Origin of the sequence: Streptomyces sp. NBC_01314, assembly GCF_041435215.1 — a bacterium.
Classification (GTDB): Bacteria; Actinomycetota; Actinomycetes; order Streptomycetales; family Streptomycetaceae; genus Streptomyces.
This window is the reverse complement of sequence record NZ_CP108394.1, coordinates 7,481,682-7,505,924: the sequence shown is the minus strand read 5'-3', so window position 1 is coordinate 7,505,924 and position 24,243 is coordinate 7,481,682. Positions and strand designations below refer to the sequence as shown.

Here is a 24,243-nt window from a genome sequence, read left to right as displayed (position 1 = left end):
ACCCGCCCTTCGTACGTCGTCCTCAACAACGCGAAGACCCCGTCCACTTGGACGGGGTCTTTTCTGTGGAGCTAAGGAGAATTGAACTCCTGACCTCCTGCATGCCATGCAGGCGCTCTACCAACTGAGCTATAGCCCCTTGTCGTGCTGTCCGCCCGGCCTCCCTGGCGACGACGCCAACATTACCGTTCCCCCGCGCGCACCACCAAATCGATTCGGTCGGGTGCGAATTCGGGGTTCATTCGGGGTTCATTCAGGGTTGCTTTGATGTGATTTGGGGTTGAATGTCGGTTGTCGAAGCGCACGCCACGCAACCACCACCGCGCCCCCGCACACAACGGCCGCCACGAGGGCACTGTGACGGCCGTGGCGGCCCCGCGGCAGGCAGCGGCTGGGCAGGGGCACCGAGTTGGCGCTCAGGCCGTCACGAACGAGTAGAAGCGTTTGAGTGTGCAGTGCTCTTCCAGGAGCCGGCCGTAGATCGGCTCACCCTCCAGCTCGCGGTACGTCTCGATCGGGTCGCCTTTTATGATCAGCGCCCGTGCGCATTCCTCGCACCAGTACTGGTAGTCGGCGTTGACGGGCTCCATGTCGCGGACGATGGGCGTACCACTGCCGCACCAGTCGCACTTTCTCCTGTGTGCACCCATCGTTCAGCTCCAGCTGTGGCCGCAGGCCGTGCACACGTAGGAGATACCTCCGTTGTCACCGAGGACTTGGGCCACGTGGAGCGAGCCGCAGAAAGGGCAGAGGAGGGTGGTCTTGCTCCGCATCACCACCTCTGCGGGAAGGTCGTGGACCCTCCCGCGGATGCTCGCAGGCATCGCTACTCCCTCCCGTCGGGCCGCGCCCCCTTCCGGCCGTTTGATTCTGCCACGGCCGGACCAATACGGTCAGCGACGCCTTCGTACCAGTCCGGGCAAGCGGCGGGAAAGAAGGCCGTCCGCAGAGGTATACGCCTCCGGGGCGGTGCGTGCTCAAGGAGGGACGCAGGTCACACACGAAAAATCCCGCTCCCTCGCGGGAACGGGATCTTCTGTACCGATCTGTGGAGCTAAGGAGAATTGAACTCCTGACCTCCTGCATGCCATGCAGGCGCTCTACCAACTGAGCTATAGCCCCTTGTGCCACGCGGTGGAACCGCGTGTTGTCCGGTCCCGCTCGGCGGGGCGAACAAGAAGAACTTTAGCCTGCGACCAGCCGGAAAGTGAAATCCGGGCCGCGGCCCCGGTACGAGGCCGCGTACGGGATCAGTCGTCGTCGCCGAGCACCGGCTCGGGCAGCGTGCCGGCGTTGTGCTCCAGGAGCCGCCAGCCGCGGGCGCCTTCCCCGAGAACGGACCAGCAGCAGTTGGAGAGGCCGCCGAGGCTTTCCCAGTGCTGGGGCTCCAGGCCGAGGAGGTGCCCGATGGTGGTGCGGATGGTGCCGCCGTGGCTGACCACCACGAGGGTGCCGTTCTCCGGGACCTTGTCGGCGTGCCGGAGCACCACGGGGGCGGCGCGGTCGGCGACCTCGGTCTCCAGCTCGCCACCGCCACGGCGGATCGGTTCACCGCGCTTCCACGCGGCGTACTCCTCGCCGTGCCGGGTGATGATCTCGTCGTGCGTGAGCCCCTGCCAGACGCCCGCGTAGGTCTCGCGCAGGCCGTCGTCGTGGCTGACCTCCAGGCCGGTGAGCGCGGCCAGCTCGGCGGCCGTGTCGGCGGCACGCCGCAGGTCGGAGGCGACGATCGCGTCGGGTTCGAGAGAGGCGAGCAGCCGGGCGGCGCGGCGGGCCTGACCGAGACCGGTCTCGGTCAGCTCGACGTCCGTGGTGCCCTGGAAGCGGCGCTCCACGTTCCACGAGGTCTGGCCGTGCCGCCAGAGGATGAGGCGGCGGCCCCTCCCCTTGCGGCCGGCCGCGTCGCTGCCCGCGGTCACCGCAGCTCCCCGTCCAGCTCGGCCTCCTCCTCGGCGGCGCGCAGCTTGGCGTGCTCGGCGCCCTTGCCCCGGGTGGCCTTGGCGTCGGCGGGCAGCTCAAGCTCGGGGCAGTCCTTCCACAGCCGCTCCAGGGCGTAGAACACCCGCTCCTCGCTGTGCTGGACGTGGACGACGATGTCGACGTAGTCCAGCAGTACCCAGCGGGCCTCGCGGTCGCCCTCACGGCGGACCGGCTTGGCGCCGAGCTCCTTGTTCAGCCGCTCCTCGATCTCGTCGACGATCGACTTGACCTGGCGGTCGTTGGGCGCGGAGGCGAGCAGGAAGGCGTCCGTGATGGACAGCACATCGCTGACGTCGTACGCGATGACGTCATGCGCGAGCTTGTCGGCGGCCGCTTGCGCGGCGGTGGTGATGAGCTCGAGAGAGCGGTCGGTGGCGGTCACTTCACGGCTTTCGGTCGTCGGTCAGGAACCCTCACGGGCTACCCCAAGGGTCTCACGGCCCACCGACGCCGCCCCACGTGTTATCGATCAGGGCCCCGGAGCGGCGCCGATGCGGCGGCTCCGGGGCCTGCTGTCGATCATTCCGGTGGGATCCTCCCGGTTCGGCCGGCCCGCGATCCCCGGCCGGCCCGTGGTTTCCGGTCAGCCCGTGGTCCCTGTCGTGCCTGTCGTGCCTGTCGTGCCTGTCGTACCGGACGTCCCGGACGTCCCGGACGTCCCGGACGTGCCTGTCGTCCCGGACGTACCCGTCGTCTCGTAGTTCTGGCCGAGGACGACCGAGACGTCGGCGTTCGACGTGGTCTCGCCCTTCTTCACGGCGCCGATCGGGAGGCCGAGGGTCTTGGCGACCTCGACGGCGTCCTGTTTGCGGGCCGCGTCGGAGTAGGTGACCTGGGAGGTCGCCCGGGCGGTGGCGGTGGTGCCGGCGTCGAGGAAGGTGTAGCCGCCGTTGAGGACGACCACGCGGGCCTGTTCGGTGGCGTCCTTCTCGCCGGTGGCGTTGCGGATGCCGACCCGGACGGCGTCCCCGGCGTCGGGGCTCTTCGCGGCGCCGCCGAGCAGGTCCTTGACCACGCTGTCGGAGTCCTCCGCGCTGAGCGTGCCGTCCTGCTGCACGGGCAGCGACTCGGTCGTGTAGTCGCCGCCCTTGGCGTGGTCGGCGAGCTTGGCGAGGAAGGCGCCGAGGTCCCCGTCGCTGAGCGAGGGGTCGAGGATCTGGGCCAGCGTCTGCACGGTGACCGTGGCGGCCTGCGCGTCGGAGGACAGCTTGCGCAGCACGCCCTGCATGACCTGCCCGAACCGCTTCAGCTGGGCGTCCTGCGACTCGCCGGACGCCCGGTAGGTGGCGTAGGCGACGGCCATCTTGCCGCTGAGGGTCTGCGCCTTGCCCTTGGTGACGAGTGGGGCGGCGCCCTTCTTCTTCGCCTCGGGGTCGGGCACGTTCGCGTTGGTGTCGATATCGATGTTGCCGACGAGTCCGACGAGGTTGTTCAGATACGGGGTGTCCAGCCGCCAGGTGCCCTCGATGTCGGTGCCGAGGACGGTGTCGAGTGCGTCGCGGGTGCCGGAGGAGCCGTCGTCCTCGACGGACTTGGCGAGGGTCGTCGTGGTGCCGTCGTCGCCGGTCAGGGCGAGGGCGTTGGGGATCAGGACGGTGGCGCCCCGCTCGGTGGTGGCGTTGTCGACGAGCAGCGCCGTGGAGGTGCCGCCGTTCTTGGTGTCGTGCAGATGGACGACGACCACGTCCCGCTTCTGCGCGGCCGCGGAGGTCGTGGTGCCGGTCTGCCCGTCCGAGGATGCACCGGGCAGCGTGCCCGCCCACCACATGTAGCCGACGCCGCCGACCGCGACCAGGGCGAGGACCACGACCAGGGCGACCAGCCGGCTCTTGGCCCGCCGCTTGGCCTCCTCACGGCGCTCGGTGCGGTTCTCGGTGAAGTTCAGCCAGTCGATGACGTCCTCGGAGTCGCCGTCGGGGTCCTCGACGAAGGCGAACTGCTCGGCGCGGTGGTCCTGTTCGGGTTCGGCGGAGTCCCGCTCCGGGCGCGCGTCACCGGCCCGGGGCGCGCTCTCCTCGGCGGTCCCCGGCGGTGCCGACTGCTGTGGAATGTAGGCGGTCTGCTCGGCGACGGGGGCCTGCGGGCCGGCGGCCGCGGTCTGCCCGTAGGGGTCGTACGGGTCGTAGGCGGGCGCGGGTGCCTGCCGGCCCGTGTCGTAGCCGGTGTCGTAGCCCGTGCCGTACCCCTGCGGGTGCTGCTGCTGAACCTGGCCGGCCGCGTACGGGTCGTAGCCGTAGTCCTGGCCGTACCCCTGGGGCTGCTGTGTCCCGTAGGGGTCGTACGCCTGTTGCTGAGGCACCTGCTGGGCGGGCGCCTGGCGGTACACCGGCTGGCCGTACTCGTCGTAGCCGACGAGTACGTAGCTCTGGTCGCCTCCGTAGCCGGCGTCGTATCGGTCGTTCACCGGTGCCCCTCTCGGCTCACTCGCCGCGGTACAGCTGCCGTTTGTCGATGTAGCGCACCACGCCGTCCGGCACCAGGTACCAGACGGGGTCGCCCTTGGCGACTCTCGCACGGCAGTCTGTGGAGGAGATGGCCAGCGCCGGGACCTCGACCAGCGAGACCCCGCCCGCGGGCAGGCCCGGGTCCGCCAGGGTGTGACCCGGACGGGTGACCCCGATGAAGTGCGAGAGGGAGAAGAGTTCCTCGGCGTCGCGCCAGGTGAGGATCTGGCTGAGCGCGTCGGCACCGGTGATGAAGAAGAGGTCCGAGTCGGGGTTGAGCTCGTGCAGTTCGCGCAGGGTGTCGATGGTGTAGGTGAGGCCCTTGCGGTCGATGTCGATGCGGCTCACGGAGAAGTGCGGGTTCTCGGCCGTGGCGATGACCGTCATCAGATAGCGGTCCTCGGCCGCCGAGACCGAGCGGTGGGACTTCTGCCACGGCTGGCCGGTCGGCACGAACACGACCTCGTCGAGTCCGAACTGCGCGGCGACCTCCTGGGCCGCCACGAGGTGCCCGTGGTGGATCGGGTCGAACGTTCCGCCCATGACTCCGAGACGGCGCCGACCGGGCTCCGACGGGCGGTTCACCAGTACGCCGGGAGCGCTGTCGGCCCGGCCGTCGGTCGTGTCGTACGCCTGGTCCGCCGCCTTGTCGTGCTCCGGGCCGGTAGGCATTTCCTGCTCTCCCATGCGTGGAGAGCCTACCGGCCCGGCCGACGCGCTCCGTTCGAACGTCCTTTTGCGCGGATTAGCGATCGCGGTTGAAGCGGGTGGTGATCCACAGCAGCAGCAGCAGGGCGAAGAAGGCTCCGCCGCCGGTCAGGTAGGGGCTCAGGCTCTCGTGGTTGCCGGCGTGCTCCCCGCCGCCCTCGGCGGCGAAAGTGACCAAGTCGGCAGCGGTGCTGTGGAGGCTCATCGTCGGCGTGACCTATCCGGTGGTGGGATCGGGATGGAGACCCGCCCATCGTAAGCGGGAGCCTCGGCCGCGATCACGTCGACTCCGTCCAGGAGTGAACACGGGCGCCGCCGGGCGCGTACTTCGCGTACGAGCAACCGTTCGCGTGCGCCGTACGTCCTTCCCGTCGGCGGGCGTCATCGATCCCGCTTGTAACCCCGCAGAAGGAACCACGCCATCAGGACGGAGCCCAGGACCATCACGATCAGCACCACACGCAGCAGGTTGCCGGCTCCCTGTTCCTTCGCGGCGGCGTCCGCGGCCTCGGTGAGCCAGGCGGATGCCGGCAGGTGCGGGAGATGCCCCATGAGATCGCTCCTTACGGTTGATGCCCTGCCACGGTAACTCCGCCTAGGCTGGACCCCGCTTCGGGGGCAACTTGGGCAAACAGACGCATGGGGGAAACATGCCGGACGACAGCCACGAGCAGAACGCGCACGAGAACGTGCCGAGCAGGCAGCGCAGGCGCTTCGAGGGGATCTCCTCCCGGGCGTACGAACACCCCGCGGACCGCTCGGCGCTGGTCGCGCTGCGCAAGCTCAGCGGCTTCGACACGGTGTTCAAGGCACTCAGCGGTCTGCTGCCGGAACGCAGCCTCAGGCTGCTGTTCCTGTCCGACTCCGTACGGGTCTCGGACCAGCAGTTCACCCACCTCAACGACATGCTGCGGGACGCGTGTTACATCCTGGACCTGGAGAAGGTCCCGCCGATGTATGTGAACCAGGACCCGCAGCCGAACGCGATGTGCATCGGTCTGGACGAGCCGATCATCGTCGTCACCACCGGGCTCGTCGAACTGCTCGACGAGGAGGAGATGCGGGCCGTCATCGGGCACGAGGTGGGCCACGCGCTCTCCGGCCACTCGGTGTACCGGACGATACTGCTCTTCCTGACGAGCCTCGCCCTGAAGATCGCCTGGATCCCGCTGGGGAACATCGCGATCATGGCGATCGTGACCGCGCTGCGCGAGTGGTTCCGCAAGTCGGAGCTGTCCGCCGACCGTGCGGGCCTGCTGGTCGGCCAGGACGTCCAGGCGTCGATGCGCGGTCTGATGAAGATCGCGGGCGGCAACCACCTGCACGAGATGAACGTGGACGCGTTCCTCGCGCAGGCCGAGGAGTACGAGGCCGGGGGCGACCTGCGCGACTCCGTCCTCAAGATCCTCAACGTGCTGCCCCGCTCGCACCCCTTCACCACCGTGCGCGCGGCCGAGCTGAAGAAGTGGGCCGAGTCCCGCGACTTCCAGCGGGTCATGGACGGGCACTACCCGCGGCGCGACGAGGACAAGGACACCTCGGTGACCGACTCCTTCCGCGAGTCGGCCACGCACTACACGAGCAGTGTGAAGAACTCCAAGGACCCGCTGATGAAGCTGGTCACCGACATCGCGGGCGGCGCGGGCGACCTCGGCGGCCGGGTCCGGCGCGGCTTCGGCAACGCCGCCAGGAAGGGCGCCGGCGGCGACCCGGCCACCGACGCCGACGCCGGTCGGGGCGGCGGTACGGACACCGCCCAGGAGGACAGGCCCCGGGACGACGAGTGACGCACGGCGACCGCCACTGACGCGACGAGCGCCCGGCGCGAGGATCTGTCCCCTCGCGCCGGGCGCTCGTCGCGTCGGTATGCGGGCCGTGAGTGCCCGGCCGAACGCACCCGCGGCAGGGGCGGCGAGCCGATGCGGATGACGCTCGGCAGCGGAGTTCACACAGGGGACGGGCACGCCGGGACCGAGCGCCCGCACACACTCTCCGCACGATCCTCCCGGCCGGGCCCCGTCACACCTTCGGCTGGGCGCTCTGCGCGAGGGTGCCGCACAGGGCCGTGGCGGCGCCCGTGCCGTACGGGTCGGTCCCGGCGGACGGGCCGCCCTCCTTGGCCGTCTGGCCGGCGAGGAGCGGGCGCAGATGGTTCGTGGCGTCGTCGGCGCAGGCCAGCGGACCGGCCTGGACGTAGGAGACGACGACTTCGACCTGGTGGGTGCGCAGGTCGTCCTGGTCGAAGCGGAAGTGCAGCTCGCGCCGGACCGTGAACAGCGAGGCCTCCGCCCCGGCTGTGTCGCCCGCCGGCCGCAGCGCGTACACGAGGGTGTGGGCGGCGACGACCTCCAGGGTGCCGGAGTCGAACTCGGCGGCCTGGAGGGTGCCCTGGACGCGGATCTTGCGGTCGGCGAGTTCCGCGCGGGACGGGTCGAAGCGGACCAGCCAGCCGGTGGGGGCGTGCCGCCCGTCGGCCGACGGATGGTCGAAACTCTGCTCGAACTGGTCGAGCTGCTCCGAGTCGAGCAGTCGGCGTACGGGCTGGACGGTGGTGCCGCCGAGCACCTCCGGGTCGAGCGCGGAGGCGACGAGGTACTCCTTGGCGATGATCAGCGCGGAGACGATCTGACTGTCGGTGAAGTGCTCGGTACGCCGGGTGGCCGGCATCGTGATGCCCTCGGCTCCGATCCGGAACTGGGCGGCCGGGCTGTGCGCGTACAGCGTCTCGACATCCTCGGCGCCGGGCACCGCGGACTGCGGGGACAGCGGGATCACCGTCATCCGGAGCGGCTCGGTGGGCTTCGCGGCCGGGGTGTCGTACGGGTGGCGCACGCCCATGTAGATCGCGGTGCCGAAGGCGAGGGCGACCAGGAGGACGAGGATCAGGGCCTGCCGGGAGAGGCCGCGGCGCATGGGCGGGCGGCGGCGGACGGCGGGAGCGTGGTCGGAGAGGCGCTCCTGGGCGGAGAATTCCTGAAGGCGGGCAGCGCGGACGAACGATTCGTCGAAGACGACGGATCGGTATTCGTCCTCCCCACCGCCGGGGGCGCCCTCGGGAGCCCCCTCAGGTGGATTTCCAGGCCCGCCCATACATGGAGAGTAGGTCTTCTGGGGCCTCGGTAAACGCACCGGTACACGACAAGTTCTGACAGGTCCTCACCAGGTTCGCGCACAAGCGGCGAACCGTCCTCCAAAGGCCCGCCAGGCCCATGTCAGGGGGTGCGGGGGTCCGCCGACACCGCCGGCTGGGAGTAGTCCGCGGAGGCGGAGGGCCTGGTCGGGGTGCCCGGTTCGACGCCGGTGGTGGCGGGGGGCCGGATCTGGTCGCCGCGGCTGGAGGAGGCGCCCCGGTAGACCGCGGTGAAGGCCAGCGCGACCATGCCGATGCCCATCACGAGGGCGAGGATCCAGGCGACGGGCCGGCGCCAGCGGGTCTGCTTGCCGTACGGCCTGCCGTAGGCCCCGTCGGCGCCGAACCGGGCCTCCAGGATCTCGGGGTCGTCGAGGTCTTCGAGGTCGTCGTCGCGGCCGTGGCCTAAATCCGTACCGAAGCCGTCGTCGTACCGGTCGTCGTCGCCGCGTGCGTTTCTGGAGTGCGCCCGGCGGGCCTCGGCCTCCTGGGCCGCGGCGCGGGCCTCCGCCGCCGCGAGCAGACGTTCGACCGCGGTCGGCTCGTGGACCACGGCCGCCCGTACGAAGTCCTCGTCGAAGACCACGGAGGCGAACTCTTCGTCCATACCCCCGCGGTCGCGGTCGTCGTCGGGCTCCCAGCCGTCCGGGAACGGCATGCCCCCCACGTCCTCCGGCACGGATCCAGCGTAGACCGGAGTGGTCAATTTGGGCAGACGGTAAGGAAATTCATCCGTTCTGCCGACTGGGCGCCAGGCTGTTCACAGGAACGGACCGGCGCCCCACAGGACCCGCGTCCGGCTAGCGACGGACGTGTCCGTCGCCCGTGACGATGTACTTCGTGCTGGTCAGCTCGGGCAGGCCCATCGGGCCCCGGGCGTGCAGCTTCTGGGTGGAGATGCCGATCTCGGCGCCGAAGCCGAACTGACCGCCGTCGGTGAACCGCGTCGAGGCGTTGACGGCGACCGTCGTGGAGTCGACCAGCTGGGTGAAGCGGCGGGCGGCCTGCTGGGAGGTCGTCACGATCGCCTCGGTGTGGCCGGAGCTCCACAGCCGGATGTGCTCCACGGCCCGGTCGAGCGAGTCGACGACGGCGGCAGCGATGTCGTACGACAGGTACTCGGTCTCCCAGTCCTCCGTGGTGGCCTCCACGACCGTGGCCCGGCTCTCCTTGGCGTAGGCGAGGACCCGCTCGTCGGCGTGGACCGTGACCCCGGCGTCGGCGAGCGCGTCGAGGGCGCGGGGCAGGAACTCGGGGGCGATGTCCTGGTGGACGAGGAGGGTCTCGGCGGCGTTGCAGACGCTGACGCGGTGGGCCTTGGAGTTGATCAGGATCTCGATCGCGGTGTCGAGGTCGGCGCCCGCGTCGACGTAGACGTGGCAGTTGCCCGTGCCGGTCTCGATCACCGGGACGGTGGACTCCTCGACGACCGTGCGGATCAGGGAGGCGCCGCCTCGCGGGATGAGGACGTCGACCAGGCCGCGGGCGCGCATCAGCTCACGGACGGACTCGCGGTTCTCGCCGGGGACGAGCTGGATGGAGTCGGCGGGCAGGCCCGCGCCGCCGACGGCGTCCCGCAGGACCCGTACGAGGGCGGCGTTGGACTCGTAGGCGGAGGACGAGCCGCGCAGCAGGACCGCGTTGCCGGACTTCAGGCAGAGCGCGGCGGCGTCCACGGTCACGTTCGGGCGGGCCTCGTAGATGATGCCGACGACGCCGAGCGGGACACGGACCTGGCGCAGGTCGATGCCGTTGGGGAGGGTGGAGCCGCGGACGACCTCGCCGACCGGGTCGGGCAGGGCGGCCACGTCACGGACGTCGGCGGCGATGGCGCGGATCCGCTCCGGGGTCAGCGTCAGCCGGTCGACGATCGCCTCGCTGGTGCCGGCCTCGCGGGCCCGCTCGATGTCCTTGGCGTTGGCCTCGACGATCTCGCTCGTACGGACCTCCAGCGCGTCGGCGATGGCGAGCAGCGCGTCGTCCTTGTCGGCGCGCGGGAGCGGCGCGAGGTCGGCGGCGGCGGCCTTGGCACGGTAGGCGGCCCGGGCGACCGGCGTCATGGAGTCGTACGGCGAGAGCGAGGTCATACAGGAAGGGTAGTGGGCCCGGCGGAGGGGTCTCTCGCGTGTTCCAAAGCGCGAGACACCCCCGTGGGACACCCGACCTGGGGCTCCCGACGGCACGGTCGGGCTCCCCGGGGCGGGACGGTCAAAAGGGATGGACCCCTACGGGTGTGGCCGGGGCCGGCCCGAACCCCTCGGCGATCCGCTGGTGGTAGGTCTGGCGGTCGATGACCTCCAGGCCGACGATCTCCCAGGGCGGCAGCCCGGCGGTCCGGCGGTGCTCGCCCCACAGGCGCAGGGCGACGGCGGCCGCGTCGTGGAGGTCGCGGGCCTCCTCCCAGTAGCGGATCTCGGCGTGGTCGTGGGCATAGCGGCTGGTCAGCAGGAAGGGGTGGTCGTGGGCGAGCTGTTCCAGGCCGCGCCGCACCTCCTTGAGGGGGGCCTCGGCTCCGGAGACGCTCAGCGTGACGTGCCACAGCCGGGGCAGGTCCTGCGGCTTCTCGGCGATGTCGCCCTCGTACGTGTCCGAGGCGGCGACGCTGGTGAGTGTCCGCTCCTCGCCGGTCGCACGGGAGGTGCCACCACCACGGGACACCGCGGCCCCGGGGCGCACTCGTCTCACGACGGCCTCCTTCGCAACGATTCGTGCTTCGCAATAGGTCGTGCGGAATCTCCCCGAGTCAAAGTTGAGCAGGCTCGGGGGCTTCGCGTGGCGGTTTTACGGAACGCGCACTGCCGGGGCCCGCGCTCTGCCCCCTCCATGGGGCCGCTGGTCAGGGGCGCAGGAGGACGAGGTCGTCCCTGTGTACGACCTCTCGTTCGTACGCGGGACCCAGCTCGCGCGCCAGTTCCCGGGTCGAGCGGCCGATCAGCTGGGGGATCTCCTTGGCGTCGAAGTTCACGAGCCCGCGTGCGACCGCCCGGCCCGTGCCGTCGCGCAGCTCCACGGGGTCGCCGGCGATGAAATCGCCCTCGACGGCCGCGATACCGGCCGGCAGCAGTGAGGTGCGGCGCTCGACGACCGCGCGTACGGCCCCGTCGTCGAGGATGAGCGCGCCCTGCGGGGTGGAGGCGTGCTGGAGCCACAGCAGCCGGTCGGCGGAACGCTTGCCGGTCGGGTGGAAGTACGTCCCCGTGTCCCGGCCGCCGAGCGCGTCGGCCGCGTGGACGGCGCTCGTCAGGACCACGGGGATGCCCGCCCCGGTGGCGATCGCGGCCGCCTCGACCTTGGTGACCATGCCACCGGTGCCGACGCCCGCCTTTCCGGCGCTGCCGATCTCCACGTGCGCGAGGTCCTCGGGCCCTCGTACGTCCGCTATCCGCGACGTGCCGGGCCTGCTGGGGTCTCCGTCGTACACACCGTCCACGTCCGACAGCAGGACCAGCAGATCCGCCCGTACGAGGTGGGCGACGAGGGCGGCGAGGCGGTCGTTGTCGCCGAAGCGGATCTCGTCCGTGGCGACGGTGTCGTTCTCGTTGACGACCGGCAGCGCGCCCATCGCGAGGAGCTTGTCGAGGGTGCGGGAGGCGTTGCGGTGGTGGGCGCGGCGGCTCATGTCGTCGGAGGTGAGGAGCACCTGGCCGACGCGGATGCCGTGACGGGCGCAGGAGGCCGTGTAGCGGGCCACCAGCAGGCCCTGGCCGACGCTGGCGGCGGCCTGCTGCCGGGCGAGGTCCTTGGGGCGGCGGCGCAGGCCCAGCGGGGCGAGTCCGGCGGCGATGGCGCCGGACGAGACCAGTACGACCTCCCGCTCTCCCCCGCTGCGGGCCTTGGCGAGGACGTCCACCAGGGCGTCCACCCGGTCCGCGTCGAGGCCGCCGGACGCCGTCGTCAGCGACGAGGAGCCCACCTTGACGACGATCCGGTGCGCTTCCGCCACGCCCGCCCGTCTCCCACCACCGCCCTCAACCGAGGCCCTTCGGGCCACCCCTCCTGCCCTTGTTGCCGCTGACACGCCTATCCCCAATGCTCCGAACAGCCCGGTGTGTGCACTCCGCAATCTACGGGAGCGTGCGGAGCGGAGGCGTTGTCATTTCGAGGGGCGGACGGCGCCGGATCCCGGCGGGGGCGGCGGGTCTCCGTCTCTGAGCCCTTTGGGAGAAGATGCTGAGACGCCCCTCAAGGTTCCAGGCGTTATGTCCGACCTCTGGCGATTGTTCCCACAGAAGATTGCTCCCCGGCCTCCCTAGGTCATACGGTCAGGGATCGGCCTTCCTCAGGCCACCCCCAGACTCTCACTCCCCCTCCGTCCGACGCATTCTCCGCAGGAGCCCAGCCCGTGCCCTCCGCAGGCCTCGCACCCCGCCGCATCGCGCAGCTGTCAGCGCTGTTCGCGATGTTCGCGCTCTTCACGGCCCAGATCGTTTCCGCGCTGCTGCCGAACATTCCCGTGTTCGTCGCCGCGAGCGCGGCGGGCCTCCTACTGGACACCTTCCTGCAGTACCGGGATCCCGGACTGCTCGCACCTCTGGGCAAGGTCCGCTTCGACGCGCTGGTGCGTCAGCTGCTGCGCGACATGCTGGTCCTGGTGGGGTTGCTGCGCATCGACGGCATCGACCCGCTGCGCGAGCAGGCCCCGCTCCTGGTCGGCATCATCGGCTTCTACGCGGTGCACTTCACCTGCCAGGCCGTCTCGGTACTGGTCCGCCGCACCCGGACGCTGCCGATCGTGACCCGCAACATCGACGCCTCCGAGCTGCGTCTGACCGCCTCCCCGCCGCGCATCCTGGCCCGCCGCCAGGCCCACCGGCTGCTCACCTTCTCCCTGCCGATCACGGCCGGCCTGTTGCTCACCGCGGCCACGCAGGACGCCGTCTGGGGCTTCGCCGGGGTCGGCGCCGGGGTTGTTCTGCTCTTCCTGGGCACCGCGCACCTGGCGACCTGGCTGCTGCCGAGGAAGCGCGCGAAGAGCGAGCAGCAGGTCATGGAGTGGCTGGACCAGTGGCTCGCCGAGTACCGGCCGACCACCGCGATGTACTTCTCCGGCGGTACGACGTCGGCGTACCAGGCGAACATGTGGCTCTCCACGCTCTCCCAGCTGGAGAAGCCCCTGATCGTGCTGCGTGAGCGCTTCATGGTCCAGAAGATCGACGCGACGGACGTGCCGGTCATCTGCTTCCCGAAGGTCTCGACGATGTTCTCCCTGGAGACCTCGACGCTGAAGATGATGCTGCACCCGGCCAACGCCGCGAAGACCTCCCAGGTGCTGCGCATCCCCACCGTCAAGCACGCCTTCATCAACCACGGCGAGAGCGACAAGCTGTCCTCCTGCAACCCGTATGCGAAGGCGTACGACGAGGTGTGGGTCGCCGGTCCCGCGGCGCGCGAGCGGTACGCGCTCGCCGACGTCGGCGTCGAGGACAAGGACATCGTCGAGGTCGGCCGCCCGCAGCTGGCGCCGATCCGCCCGTACGCGGGCCCGCCGACCGGCACGTACACGACCGTCCTCTACGCCCCCACCTGGGAGGGCTGGGACGGCAACCCCGGCAACACGTCCGTGGTCCTGGCCGGCGAGAACATCGTCCGGGAGCTCCTCGCCGACGACGGGGTCCGGCTGCTCTACAAGCCGCACCCGATGACCGGCTCGGTCGACCCGCGCGCGGGAGTCGCGAACGAGCGCATCAAGGCGATGATCCGCGAGGCCAACACGAAGCGCTCGGGCGCGCGGCCGGGTGCGGAAGCGGTGGCCGAACTCGCCCGTCGTACGGCCGAGTTGGACAAGCTGACCTCCACGTCGTTCCGTACCAGCGCGGACGAGATGGAGCGGATGCTGTTGCAGGGCACGCCCAGTGGGGACCGTGCGGCGGCGATCTCCGAGGCGACGCTGGCCTGGGAGAGGGCGTACTGGGCGTCGTTCCCGGAGTGGGAGCACAGGATCATCACCGAGGCGCGGCCCGCGATCTTCGCCTGCTTCAACGCGTCGGACCTGCTGATCAGCGATGTCTCGTCGGTGGTCTCCGACTGGCTGTCCAGCGAGAAGCCGTACTCGGTCGCCAACACGTCCGGACTGCCGGAGGCGGCGTTCCGCGCGGCCTTCCCGACGGTCTCCGCGGGTGTCGTCCTGACGCCGGGGGCTGACGGCGTCCCGGCCCTCCTCGACTCGGTCCGCGACCCCGAGAAGGACCTCTTCACCAAGGCCCGCGCCGACCTCAAGGAACAGCTGCTCGGCCCCTCCGACCCGCCGTCGCTGGTCCGCTTCGACTCCGCGGTGAAGGCGCTCTGCGCCAAGGCCGACGACCGCCGGGTGCGGATGGAGTCCCGCCTCGTCGACGATCTGCCGTCTCCCCGGGAGGCGAGCGACGAACTCACGGAAGGCGAACCGAGCGAGGCGCTCGCCTAGGAACAGCCGAAGGGCCCCGGAGATGTCTCCGGGGCCCTTCGTCGTGTGCGGGTCGTCGAATGCCGCTCCCTGCCCCCGCTGTGGGCAAGCGTGCCGCCGGGGCGGCACGGGTGGGCGCGGGCGGCGCCTCGTAGGCACCGAGTCGCGCGCCGCGCACCCCGCCCGGCCCCGGGCGCCGGGGGAACCCCTGGGCGCCCGGGAATCCGGCAGATCTAGAACGGCTCGAAGTCGTCGTACTCCTTCTGGACCTCGTCCAGCTCCGCCTGGCGGTCACGGCGGCGCTGGACGGCCGGGCGGGGCTCCTCGAAGCGGTGGTCCTCACCCCGGCGGCCGAGCATCTCCGCACCGGCCATGACGGTCGGCTCCCAGTCGAAGACGACCGCGTTGTCCTCGGGCCCGATGGCGACGCCGTCGCCGGAGCGGGCGCCCGCCTTCATCAGCGCTTCCTCGACGCCCAGGCGGTTCAGCCGGTCGGCGAGGTAGCCCACCGCCTCGTCGTTGGCGAAGTCGGTCTGGCGGACCCAGCGCTCGGGCTTCTCGCCCCGGACGCGGAAGAGCCCGTCCTCCTCCTGCGCGACCGTGAAGCCCGCGTCGTCGACGGCCTTGGGCCGGATGACGATGCGCGTCGCCTCCTCCTTCGGCTTGGCGGCACGCGCCCCGCCGACGATGTCGGCGAGCGCGAACGACAGCTCCTTCAGCCCCATGTGGGCGACGGCGGACACCTCGAAGACCCGGTAGCCACGGGCCTCCAGGTCCGGCCGCACCATCTCGGCGAGATCCTTGCCGTCGGGCACGTCGATCTTGTTGAGGACGACGATCCGGGGTCGCTTGTCGAGCCCGCCGTACTGCGTCAGCTCCTCCTCGATGATGTCGAGGTCGGAGACGGGGTCGCGGTCCGATTCCAGCGTCGCCGTGTCGAGGACGTGGACGAGGACGCTGCAGCGCTCGACGTGGCGCAGGAACTCCAGGCCGAGGCCCTTGCCCTGGCTGGCGCCGGGGATGAGCCCGGGGACGTCGGCGATCGTGTAGACCGTGTCGCCGGCCGTCACGACTCCCAGGTTCGGGACGAGCGTCGTGAACGGGTAGTCCGCGATCTTCGGCTTGGCGGCGCTCAGCACCGAGATCAGCGAGGACTTGCCCGCGCTCGGGTAGCCGACCAGCGCCACATCGGCGACGGTCTTGAGCTCCAGGACGATGTCGCCCGTGTCCCCCGGCACGCCGAGCAGCGCGAAGCCGGGCGCCTTGCGGCGGGCGGAGGCGAGGGCCGCGTTGCCGAGGCCGCCCCGGCCGCCCTGCGCGGCGACGAAGGAGGTGCCGTGGCCGACGAGGTCGGCGAGGACGTTGCCCTGCCTGTCCAGCACCACCGTGCCGTCCGGCACGGGAAGGACCAGGTCCTGCCCGTCCTTCCCCGACCGGTTGCCGCCCTCGCCGGGCTTGCCCGCGGTGGCCTTGCGGTGCGGGGAGTGGTGGTAGTCGAGGAGAGTCGTCACCGACTGGTCGACGATCAGGATGACGTCGCCGCCCCGGCCGCCGTTGCCGCCGTCGGGGCCGCCGAGCGGCTTGAACTTCTCCCGGTGGACGGAGGCACAGCCGTGGCCTCCGTTACCCGCGGCGACATGCAGCTCGACGCGGTCCACGAAGGTGGTCATGGTGGGTGCCTCCAGATACGCGCTATGCGTGGTGTGCGGAATGTCTTACCTGTAACACGTCAAAGGCGGACCCGCTTCCCGTACGGAATCCCGTACGAGAAGTGAGGTCCGCCTCGACGAATCGCTCTACGGAAGCCTTGGTCGTCAGACCGGGCGAGTCAGAAGACTCAGGCGGCCGGAACGATGTTGACGACCTTGCGACCACGCCTGGTGCCGAACTCGACCGCACCGGCGTTCAGCGCGAACAGCGTGTCGTCCTTGCCGCGGCCGACACCCGAACCCGGGTGGAAGTGCGTGCCGCGCTGGCGGACCAGGATCTCACCGGCGTTGACGACCTGACCGCCGAAGCGCTTCACGCCGAGCCGCTGAGCGTTGGAGTCGCGACCGTTCCGGGTGGACGATGCGCCCTTCTTGTGTGCCATGTCTCCTCAGTCCCTTACTTCGCAGCCGCGGGGATCTCAGTGACCTTGATCGCCGTGTACTGCTGGCGGTGGCCCTGACGACGGCGGTAGCCGGTCTTGTTCTTGTAGCGAAGGATGTCGATCTTGACGCCCTTGTGGTGGTCCACGATCTCGGCCTGGACCTTGATGCCGGCCAGCACCCACGGGTCGCTGGTCACAGCGTCGCCGTCGACAACGAGCAGCGTAGAGAGCTCTACGGTGTCGCCAACCTTGGCAGTGGGAATCTTGTCAACCTCAACGGTGTCGCCGACAGCAACCTTGTGCTGGCGACCACCGCTGCGCACGATGGCGTACACGCGGATCTCACTCTCTCGCTCGGGAACGGCACCCCCGCAGTCCAGCCGCCCGACATGCGAGCAGCCTCTCCCACGGCGCCCGGCGCGCGGAAGGAATGAGGTTTACGGGGATGTGACGCGTCTCTACCTACGGACACGCCGACGGTCAAGGTTACGGGGCGACGCCCGAAGGGGTCAAACCGAGCCCTTCCTCGCCCTGTGGCCGACATCTCACCGTCCGCGGGCGGCGGCCATCCCGCCCCGGCGCAGGTCCGCCCCGCGCGGGAGGCGCCCCGTGCCACGCGATCCCCGTCCGTCTCCGCCCGACCCCGAATCTCCGCACCTTGTGTGAAGTTGCTCTCCCCGAACACACCGGTGCCCCGCCACACACCGGTGCCCACACACACCGATGCCCCCACCAGGCAGTGAAACCACCCGGCAGGGGCACCAGTCGGAGCGGACCGCACGTCCGCCCCGGGGGCTCAGCTCTCGTCGGTCGAAGCCGTCACCGCGGCCGACGACTGCTCGGCGGCCACCGTGGTCTTCTTCGTGGCCGTCTTCTTCGTCGCCGCCTTCTTGGCCGTGGCCTTCTTCGCGACCGTCTTCTTGACCGCCGCCGTCTTCTTGGCGACGGTGGCGGTGGCGGTGGCGGCCTTCTTCGCCGTGGCCTTCTTGGCCGTCCTGCGCGCCGCCGCCTTCTTCGCGGGCGCCTCGGTCTCGGTCTCCTCGGCGGCCGGAGCGGCCTCCTCGACCGGAGCCTCGGCCGTGTCCTCGGCGGAAACGGACGGGACCACGACCACGGCTGCCGCCTCCGCGGACGCGGTGGGCGCCGTCGCCTTGCGCACGGCACGCCGACGCGGGCGGGCCGGAGCCGCGCTCTCGACGGCGGCAGCCGCCTCGGGCTGCGCGACCGGCTCGGCAACCGGCTCGGCGGCCTTCTCGACCACCGGCTCGGCCACGGGCTGCGCGACCGGCTCGGCCACCGTCACCACGGCGTCCTCCGCCGCCGCCCCGGTCGGCGCGCCCGCCGGAGCGGACACCTTCCGGGTCGCCCGGCGACGCGTGCGGCCCTTGGGCGCGGCCTCCTCGGTGCTCACGGCGGCCGGCGCCTCGACGACCGGGTCCTCCACAGCCACGGGCTCCGCCTCGGCGGCCTCCCGCGACTTCGGGGCAGGCTCCTCGGAGACGGTGGTGGCCACGGCCTCGCGGGACTTCGGCGCACCCGAGGGCGCGGACGCCCTCCGGGTCGCGCGACGCCGCGAACGGCCACGCCCGACCGCCGCCTCGGCCTCGGCGACGCTGCTGTACAGCTCCTCGTCGGGCTCGTACTCGGGGGCGGGGAGCGCCACGGGCTCGGCGACCTCGGCGGCCACCTCGGCCTCGACCAACTCGGCCGACTCCATCGGCTCGAGGGCCTCGGAAGCGGACATGGGCTCGTGGTCGTGCTCGGCGCCACGCCCGCGCTTGCGGCGCTTGCCGCCACCGCCGACGGCCGTCGGCTGGTCCATGTGCACGATCACACCGCGCCCGTTGCAGTGGACACAGGTCTCGGAGAAGGACTCCAGGAGGCCCTGCCCGACCCGCTTCCGGGTCATCTGGACCAGGCCCAGCGAGGTGACCTCGGCGACCTGGTGCTTCGTACGGTCGCGTCCCAGGCACTCCAGCAGGCGCCGCAGCACCAGGTCCCGGTTGGACTCCAGGACCATGTCGATGAAGTCGATGACGACGATGCCGCCGAGGTCACGCAGCCGCAGCTGACGCACGATCTCCTCGGCCGCCTCCAGGTTGTTCCTGGTGACCGTCTCCTCCAGGTTGCCGCCCTGGCCGGTGAACTTGCCGGTGTTGACGTCGACCACGATCATGGCCTCGGTCTTGTCGATCACCAGCGAACCACCGCTGGGCAGCCACACCTTGCGGTCCAGCGCCTTCATCAGCTGCTCGTCGATGCGGTACGTCGCGAAGACATCGACCTCGGAGGTCCACTTCTGCAGGCGGCCCGCCAGGTCGGGCGCGACGTGCGCGACGTATCCGTGGATGGTCTCCCACGCGTCCTCGCCGCTGACGATGACCTTGGAGAAGTCCTCGTTGAAGATGTCGCGGACGACGCGGACGGTCATGTCCGGCTCGCCGTACAGCAACGTCGGCGCATTCGAGCTGCCGCCGTTCTTGGCCTTCTTCTGGATGTCCCCCCACTGCGCGTGCAGCCGTTCGACGTCACGGCGCAGCTCGTCCTCGCTCGCGCCCTCGGCGGCGGTACGCACGATGACGCCCGCGTCCTCGGGGACGATCTTCTTGAGGATGGTCTTCAGCCGGGCCCGCTCGGTGTCGGGCAGCTTGCGGCTGATACCGGTCATCGACCCCTCGGGGACGTAAACCAGGTAGCGGCCGGGCAGCGAGACCTGGCTGGTCAGGCGGGCGCCCTTGTGCCCGATCGGGTCCTTCGTCACCTGGACGAGGACCGACTGGCCGGACTTCAGGGCGGACTCGATGCGCCGCGGCCCGTTGGCCATGCCCAGCGCCTCGAAGTTGACCTCACCGGCGTACAGGACGGCGTTGCGCCCCTTGCCGATGTCGATGAAGGCGGCCTCCATCGACGGCAGCACGTTCTGCACCTTGCCGAGGTAGACGTTGCCGACGTACGAGGTCGACTGCTCCTTGTTGACGTAGTGCTCGACGAGCACGTTGTCTTCCAGGACGCCGATCTGGGTGCGCTCGCCGCTCTGGCGGACGACCATGACGCGCTCGACGGCCTCACGGCGGGCGAGGAACTCGGCCTCGGTGATGATCGGGACGCGCCGGCGTCCCTGCTCCCGGCCTTCGCGGCGCCGCTGCTTCTTGGCCTCCAGACGCGTCGAGCCCTTGATGGACTGCACCTCGTCGGAGAACTCGGTCTCCTTGGCGCGCCGCTCGCGCGGCTCACGGACCTTGACGACCGTGCGCTCCGGGTCGTCGACGGCGACCTCGGTCTCGGTGCCTGAGTCTCCGGCGCGGCGACGGCGGCGACGGCGGCGACGGCTGCTGCTGGAGCCGGAACCGGGCTCGTCGCGCTCGTCGGCCTCGTCCTCGGCGTCCTCGTCCGCCTGCTCGGCGGTGTCCTCGGTGTCCTGCGTGGCCTGCTCGGCGGCGAGTTCGTCACCCTCGGCGTCGTCGGCGTCGGCCGACTCGCCCCGACGACGACGACGGCCACCACGGCGACGGCGACGACGCGACCCGGTGGACTCCTCCTCGCCGTACTCGTCACCCTCGGCGTCCTCGTTGCCCTCTTCGGGCTCCTCGGGCTCCTCCGGCTCGGCGGCCACGACGGCGGCGGCCACGGGCTGCTCCGCCTCGGCGGGCTCGCCCCGACGGCGACGGCGACGACGGGATCCGCCGGTGTTCTCCTCCTCGGTGAACCCGCCGAAGTCGGTGGTCTCGGCGGGCTCCTCGACCTCCACGGTCTCGGTCTCCGCCTCGGCGGCGGCCTGCGCGGCGGCCCGCTCCGGCGTCTGGAACATCGGCTCGGTGAACACCGGCGCCTGGAACACGGCCACGGAGGGCCGCGACGGGCGTGCCGGCGCCTCCTCCGCGACCGGCGGGGGCGGCGGCGCCGAGAACCCACCGGCGGCCTTGCGCGCGGACCGACGACGGGCCCGACGCGGCTCGGCGTCCTCACCCTCGGCGGCCGGCGTGTCGGAGTCCTGGGCGACCTGGGCCGACTCCGGCTCGGCGGCGGGCGCCTCGGCGACGGCCGCCTGCACGGTCTGCGGCGCGGCGGTCCGGGCGGCGACGGACTCGGCCGCATCGGCGGCCTCACCCTCGGGCGCCCCGGCGGGCGTGGTCACCCGCCGAGTGGCACGACGACGCGTACGGCGCGGGGTGGCCTCCTCGGCCTCCTCCTCCACGGGCTCCTGAACGGCGGCGGGGGCAGCTTCCACGGCCTCCGTCGGCGCCTCCACGACTTCTGCGGCCACCGGCTCACCGGCGGGCGCGGACACCCGCCGTGTGGCGCGACGGCGCGTACGACCGGCGGGCGCGGCCTCCTCGACAGCGGCAGGCGCCTCAGCGGCGGGAGCCTCGGCCGGAGCTGCGGTCTCGGGCGCGGCGGCACTCTCCTCGGCCGCCGCGGGCGCACCGGTAGGGGCCGAAGCCCGGCGGGTCGCACGACGGCGCGTACGACCGGCGGGCGCGGCCTCCTCGACAGCGGCTGGCGCCTCGGAGGCGACAGCGGTGGTCTCGGCACTCTCGGCCACAGCGGCGGCGGTGGCCGGCACCACGGTCTCGACGACCTCGACGGCCTCGGCGTCCTTGGGCGCGCCGGCTGGCGCGGAGGCACGGCGGGTCGCACGACGACGCGTACGACCGGCGGGTGCGGCCTCCTCGACGACAGCGGGTGCCTCGGCAGCGGCGGTCTCGGCCTCGTCGGCCTCCTCGTCCACCTCGGCATCCGTGACGGCCTCAGCGGTCACTGCGGCCTCGTCCACCACGGTCGGCTCAGTCACCTCGGCCGTCTCGTCAGCGGACGCGAGGTCCTCGGACTCGGCGACCGGTATGGCCGGCGCGGTGGTCTCCGCGGCCGCTTCGGAGGCGGCGGACGGCGGTCCCGCGGGGCGGGACGCGGCACGGCGACGGCGGCGCGGGGGCAGCGTGTCGCTCGGCGTGTTGTGCTCGGAGCCCTGCGCGGGCTCTGTGGAATCGATCGATTCGGGCATGCGGGCGTTTCTCCCGTCAGGCTCCCGGGCGCCGCACCCGGTCCGGCATTGCCGGTGACGTCCGCGGCTCGCGTCATGCGCGACTGCCGCCGTCCGGGGCGCGGGCGCCGCACGGGAGCTCTCTGTGTCCTGTCTCGCCGGTTCCGTACGCATGTTGCGCACGGCCTGGCGAAAGTCTTGTGGTCTGTGCGCTGCCCGACCCAGGAGGCTCCCGGATCAGAGGGCGACGCTACGACGTCCGTCCCTACGCGGGGCCCACCGGCGCCGGCACCTCCGCGGCGGCAGCGGGTTCGGCCGTTGAGAGAGCCTGCGCTGCCTCGCGGTCGGGCGCGAGCGGGTCGGTCACCGTGCCGGACTCTGCATCGAAAAGCCCCTGCGCCAGCCTGGTCACCGCTGCGGGGACCGGCGGCGCCAGGTCGGCCACGGCGCGGAGACCGGACAGGACGTCGTCGGGTCGTACGGCAGGCGTCACGTGCCGAACAACCAGCCGCAGTATCGCACAGGGCTGGTCCGTCGGCCCAGCAAGGGGCGCGGTGGCGGCCGCTCCAGTGGAGCCGCCGCTTGCGGCGAGCTGTGGACGGGGCGTCGCAGAACCGTCAGGTCCGTCGCTTCCGTCCCGTCCGTCACGGCTGTCGAGGTCGACGACGGCGGCCCTGGCGTCGAAGGTCCGTACGCCGTTCTTGGCCCTGCGCTGGACCTCGACGAGGTCCGCCGCCTTGAAGGCCTCTACCGCTCGCTCGGCGTCCGCCGGGTCCACGCCGTCGAGGCGCAGCTCCCACACGGAGGCCGTGAGCCGGTCGGCGAGCCCGGAGGTCCGGGCCTCGACCGCGTCGATGATGTCGAGCCCGGCGGGCAACGACTCGTCGAGCAGGATCCTGAGCTTCTCCGGATCGCGCGCGTCGGTGAGCGCGATCTCCAGGTACTCCGCCTCACTGCCCGTGCCGGTGGGTGCGGCATTGGCGTACGACACCTTCGGATGCGGCGTGAACCCCGCCGAGTACGCCATCGGCACCTCGGCACGGCGCAGCGCACGCTCGAAGGCGCGCTGGAAATCACGGTGGCTGGTGAACCGGAGGCGGCCGCGCTTGGTGTAGCGCAGTCGGATGCGCTGCACCGCGGGTGCGGGCGGCGGGCCTTCGGGCTGTCGCTTGCCCAGTGTCGTTCAGTCCTTCGTGAGAGCGGTCTTACTCCTACCAAGAGTACGTGTCCCGGCGTCTCCCGGTTCCCGCCTGTGGACGGGCTCCGGCTCGGCCGGCTGTCCGAAGAGCGCCGACCGCACACCGGCGCGGGCCTGACGGACGGACTCGCGGGCGGTGGCCAGGGCCTGCCGGGTGGTACGGCCCACACTGCGCCCGACCGCCGCGAGGGGCTTCCACACGACGTCCCGTACGAAGTGGCCGGCGGGCGTGAGGACGGTCCGGTACACCCACCGCGTCGGCTCGACGAAGATCCACCGGAAGAGGTTCGCCAGGAACCGTCCGACGGCGAGCGAGATCCACCCGGCCACGCGCCACGCGTGCCCGAGGGCCTCCCGGATCTCCCGTCCCGCGACGGCGAGCATCCGCCCGACCGGTGTGAGGACCCACCGCCACACGGCGAGCGCGGGCAGTACGAGCAGCACGCGCGACGTCCAGTAGATCCCGAGCCACACCCCGGTGAAGATCATCCGTACGCACCACGCGACACCCCGGGCCACCCACGCGATCGCGTGTCCCACGGGCGTCAGCACATAGCGGTACAGCCACACGGCCGGTACGACGAGGAGGTACCGCACCAGCCAGGCCAAGGCCGTGAACAGCGCGACCGCGACGGCGGCGATCCCGACCCCGACACCCCTGGCCAGCCAGGCGATACCCCGCCCGAGCGGCGCCAACGTCCACCGGTACAGCCACCCGAGCCCCGCCCGAACGCCCCGGGCGGCCCCGACGATCCGGGCCCAGACGCCGGCGGCCACCCAGACGACTCCGCTCCACAGCCCGGCGGCCACCCAGGCGATCGCATGCCCCACGGGGGTCAGCGCGTACCGGTACAGCCACACCAGCGGCACGACCAGGAGCCAGTACCCGAGCCGGCCGAGCCCCTTGGCGACCGGCACGACGACGTACCGCCACAGCGCCACCCACGGCCACACGAGGACAGCCCTGGCGACCCACAGCGACGCCCGCCCCAGCGGCCGCAGCACGGCGTCCGTCAGGAACCGCCCGCCCACCACGAGCACGTCCCACACCATCCGCACCGGCACGACCAGCACGAGCACGACGATCCGCACGGGAACCCGGATCACGACGGCGAGGCACCCCTCGGGCGTCTGCCGCCCCACGGCCATCTGCCCCGCCGACGGCTCGGCGGACAGTTCGGCAGACGGTTCGACGGGCGGCTCGACGGGCTGTCGGGCGGGCCTCTTCTCCAGGTCCATGACGACGTAGACGCCTCAGCACCCTGTCTGGATCCAGCCACGTCCACACATTCGCGCCCCGTTCGTTCTTGGGTCCCGGCCCGTCCCGT

At 71.4% G+C, this 24,243-nt stretch carries 21 protein-coding genes and 2 tRNA genes; 2 read left to right on the top strand and 21 right to left on the bottom strand.

Annotated features, from left to right (window positions below; translation table 11 throughout):
* Nucleotides 1-66: 66 nt before the first annotated feature.
* From OG622_RS33125 to OG622_RS33080, 10 genes are all read right to left on the bottom strand, one after another.
* A tRNA-Ala gene (locus tag OG622_RS33125) sits at nucleotides 67-139 on the bottom strand.
* A gap of 277 nt (nucleotides 140-416) precedes the next feature.
* Nucleotides 417-650: a hypothetical protein gene (locus OG622_RS33120; protein ID WP_005479297.1), complete on the bottom strand. Its 234-nt coding sequence runs from the start codon at nucleotides 648-650 to the stop codon at nucleotides 417-419.
* 3 nt (nucleotides 651-653) lie between these two features.
* Nucleotides 654-824, bottom strand: a complete 171-nt coding sequence (locus OG622_RS33115; RefSeq protein WP_371580292.1) for a hypothetical protein — start codon at nucleotides 822-824, stop codon at nucleotides 654-656.
* Between the two features lie 225 nt (nucleotides 825-1,049).
* A tRNA-Ala gene (locus OG622_RS33110) sits at nucleotides 1,050-1,122 on the bottom strand.
* 128 nt (nucleotides 1,123-1,250) lie between these two features.
* Nucleotides 1,251-1,919 (bottom strand): histidine phosphatase family protein, encoded by a 669-nt coding sequence (locus tag OG622_RS33105; RefSeq protein WP_371580291.1) that lies wholly within the window; start codon nucleotides 1,917-1,919, stop codon nucleotides 1,251-1,253.
* A complete protein-coding gene (gene rsfS / locus OG622_RS33100) occupies nucleotides 1,916-2,362 on the bottom strand; it encodes a ribosome silencing factor (RefSeq protein WP_005479303.1) in 447 nt (148 codons plus the stop codon). The genes OG622_RS33105 and rsfS overlap by 4 nt, the downstream gene beginning before the upstream one ends.
* A gap of 201 nt (nucleotides 2,363-2,563) precedes the next feature.
* Nucleotides 2,564-4,384 (bottom strand): LCP family protein, encoded by a 1,821-nt coding sequence (locus OG622_RS33095; protein WP_371580290.1) that lies wholly within the window; start codon nucleotides 4,382-4,384, stop codon nucleotides 2,564-2,566.
* A gap of 16 nt (nucleotides 4,385-4,400) precedes the next feature.
* Nucleotides 4,401-5,111, bottom strand: coding sequence for a nicotinate-nucleotide adenylyltransferase (nadD, locus tag OG622_RS33090; protein ID WP_371580289.1), 711 nt, complete (start codon nucleotides 5,109-5,111; stop codon nucleotides 4,401-4,403).
* 58 nt (nucleotides 5,112-5,169) lie between these two features.
* Complete coding sequence (locus tag OG622_RS33085; RefSeq protein ID WP_328839257.1) at nucleotides 5,170-5,337, bottom strand: hypothetical protein; 168 nt, start codon at nucleotides 5,335-5,337, stop codon at nucleotides 5,170-5,172.
* Nucleotides 5,338-5,513: 176 nt separating this feature from the next.
* Entirely contained in the window at nucleotides 5,514-5,684 is a 171-nt protein-coding gene (locus tag OG622_RS33080) for a hypothetical protein (protein ID WP_371580288.1), read from the bottom strand.
* 98 nt (nucleotides 5,685-5,782) lie between these two features.
* On the opposite strand from OG622_RS33080, the gene OG622_RS33075 reads away from it, so the two are divergent.
* Nucleotides 5,783-6,919, top strand: coding sequence for a M48 family metallopeptidase (locus OG622_RS33075; RefSeq protein WP_371580287.1), 1,137 nt, complete (start codon nucleotides 5,783-5,785; stop codon nucleotides 6,917-6,919).
* A gap of 232 nt (nucleotides 6,920-7,151) precedes the next feature.
* Here the strand turns inward: OG622_RS33075 and OG622_RS33070 are convergent, their stop codons facing one another.
* From OG622_RS33070 to proB, 5 genes are all read right to left on the bottom strand, one after another.
* The gene (locus OG622_RS33070) at nucleotides 7,152-8,222 is read right to left on the bottom strand and encodes a hypothetical protein (protein ID WP_371580286.1); all 1,071 of its coding nucleotides are present in this window, start codon (nucleotides 8,220-8,222) and stop codon (nucleotides 7,152-7,154) included.
* 122 nt (nucleotides 8,223-8,344) lie between these two features.
* A complete protein-coding gene (locus OG622_RS33065; protein ID WP_371580285.1) occupies nucleotides 8,345-8,941 on the bottom strand; it encodes a hypothetical protein in 597 nt (198 codons plus the stop codon).
* A gap of 121 nt (nucleotides 8,942-9,062) precedes the next feature.
* Nucleotides 9,063-10,349 (bottom strand): glutamate-5-semialdehyde dehydrogenase, encoded by a 1,287-nt coding sequence (locus OG622_RS33060; protein ID WP_371580284.1) that lies wholly within the window; start codon nucleotides 10,347-10,349, stop codon nucleotides 9,063-9,065.
* 121 nt (nucleotides 10,350-10,470) lie between these two features.
* A complete protein-coding gene (locus OG622_RS33055; protein WP_371584297.1) occupies nucleotides 10,471-10,938 on the bottom strand; it encodes a hypothetical protein in 468 nt (155 codons plus the stop codon).
* A gap of 160 nt (nucleotides 10,939-11,098) precedes the next feature.
* A complete protein-coding gene (gene proB / locus OG622_RS33050) occupies nucleotides 11,099-12,205 on the bottom strand; it encodes a glutamate 5-kinase (RefSeq protein WP_371580283.1) in 1,107 nt (368 codons plus the stop codon).
* A gap of 399 nt (nucleotides 12,206-12,604) precedes the next feature.
* Here proB and OG622_RS33045 point away from each other — a divergent pair, with 399 nt between their 5' ends.
* Nucleotides 12,605-14,665, top strand: coding sequence for a hypothetical protein (locus OG622_RS33045; protein ID WP_371580282.1), 2,061 nt, complete (start codon nucleotides 12,605-12,607; stop codon nucleotides 14,663-14,665).
* 212 nt (nucleotides 14,666-14,877) lie between these two features.
* Here OG622_RS33045 and obgE read toward each other — a convergent pair whose 3' ends face one another.
* From obgE to OG622_RS33015, 6 genes are all read right to left on the bottom strand, one after another.
* Entirely contained in the window at nucleotides 14,878-16,314 is a 1,437-nt protein-coding gene (obgE, locus tag OG622_RS33040; protein ID WP_371580281.1) for a GTPase ObgE, read from the bottom strand.
* Nucleotides 16,315-16,481: 167 nt separating this feature from the next.
* A complete protein-coding gene (gene rpmA / locus OG622_RS33035) occupies nucleotides 16,482-16,736 on the bottom strand; it encodes a 50S ribosomal protein L27 (RefSeq protein ID WP_371580280.1) in 255 nt (84 codons plus the stop codon).
* Nucleotides 16,737-16,750: 14 nt separating this feature from the next.
* Nucleotides 16,751-17,071: a 50S ribosomal protein L21 gene (gene rplU, locus OG622_RS33030; RefSeq protein WP_329223829.1), complete on the bottom strand. Its 321-nt coding sequence runs from the start codon at nucleotides 17,069-17,071 to the stop codon at nucleotides 16,751-16,753.
* A gap of 461 nt (nucleotides 17,072-17,532) precedes the next feature.
* The gene (locus OG622_RS33025; RefSeq protein WP_371580279.1) at nucleotides 17,533-21,738 is read right to left on the bottom strand and encodes an Rne/Rng family ribonuclease; all 4,206 of its coding nucleotides are present in this window, start codon (nucleotides 21,736-21,738) and stop codon (nucleotides 17,533-17,535) included.
* Between the two features lie 244 nt (nucleotides 21,739-21,982).
* Nucleotides 21,983-22,852: a TIGR03936 family radical SAM-associated protein gene (locus tag OG622_RS33020; RefSeq protein WP_371580278.1), complete on the bottom strand. Its 870-nt coding sequence runs from the start codon at nucleotides 22,850-22,852 to the stop codon at nucleotides 21,983-21,985.
* 48 nt (nucleotides 22,853-22,900) lie between these two features.
* A complete protein-coding gene (locus OG622_RS33015; RefSeq protein WP_371580277.1) occupies nucleotides 22,901-24,154 on the bottom strand; it encodes a hypothetical protein in 1,254 nt (417 codons plus the stop codon).
* Nucleotides 24,155-24,243 lie beyond the last annotated feature (89 nt).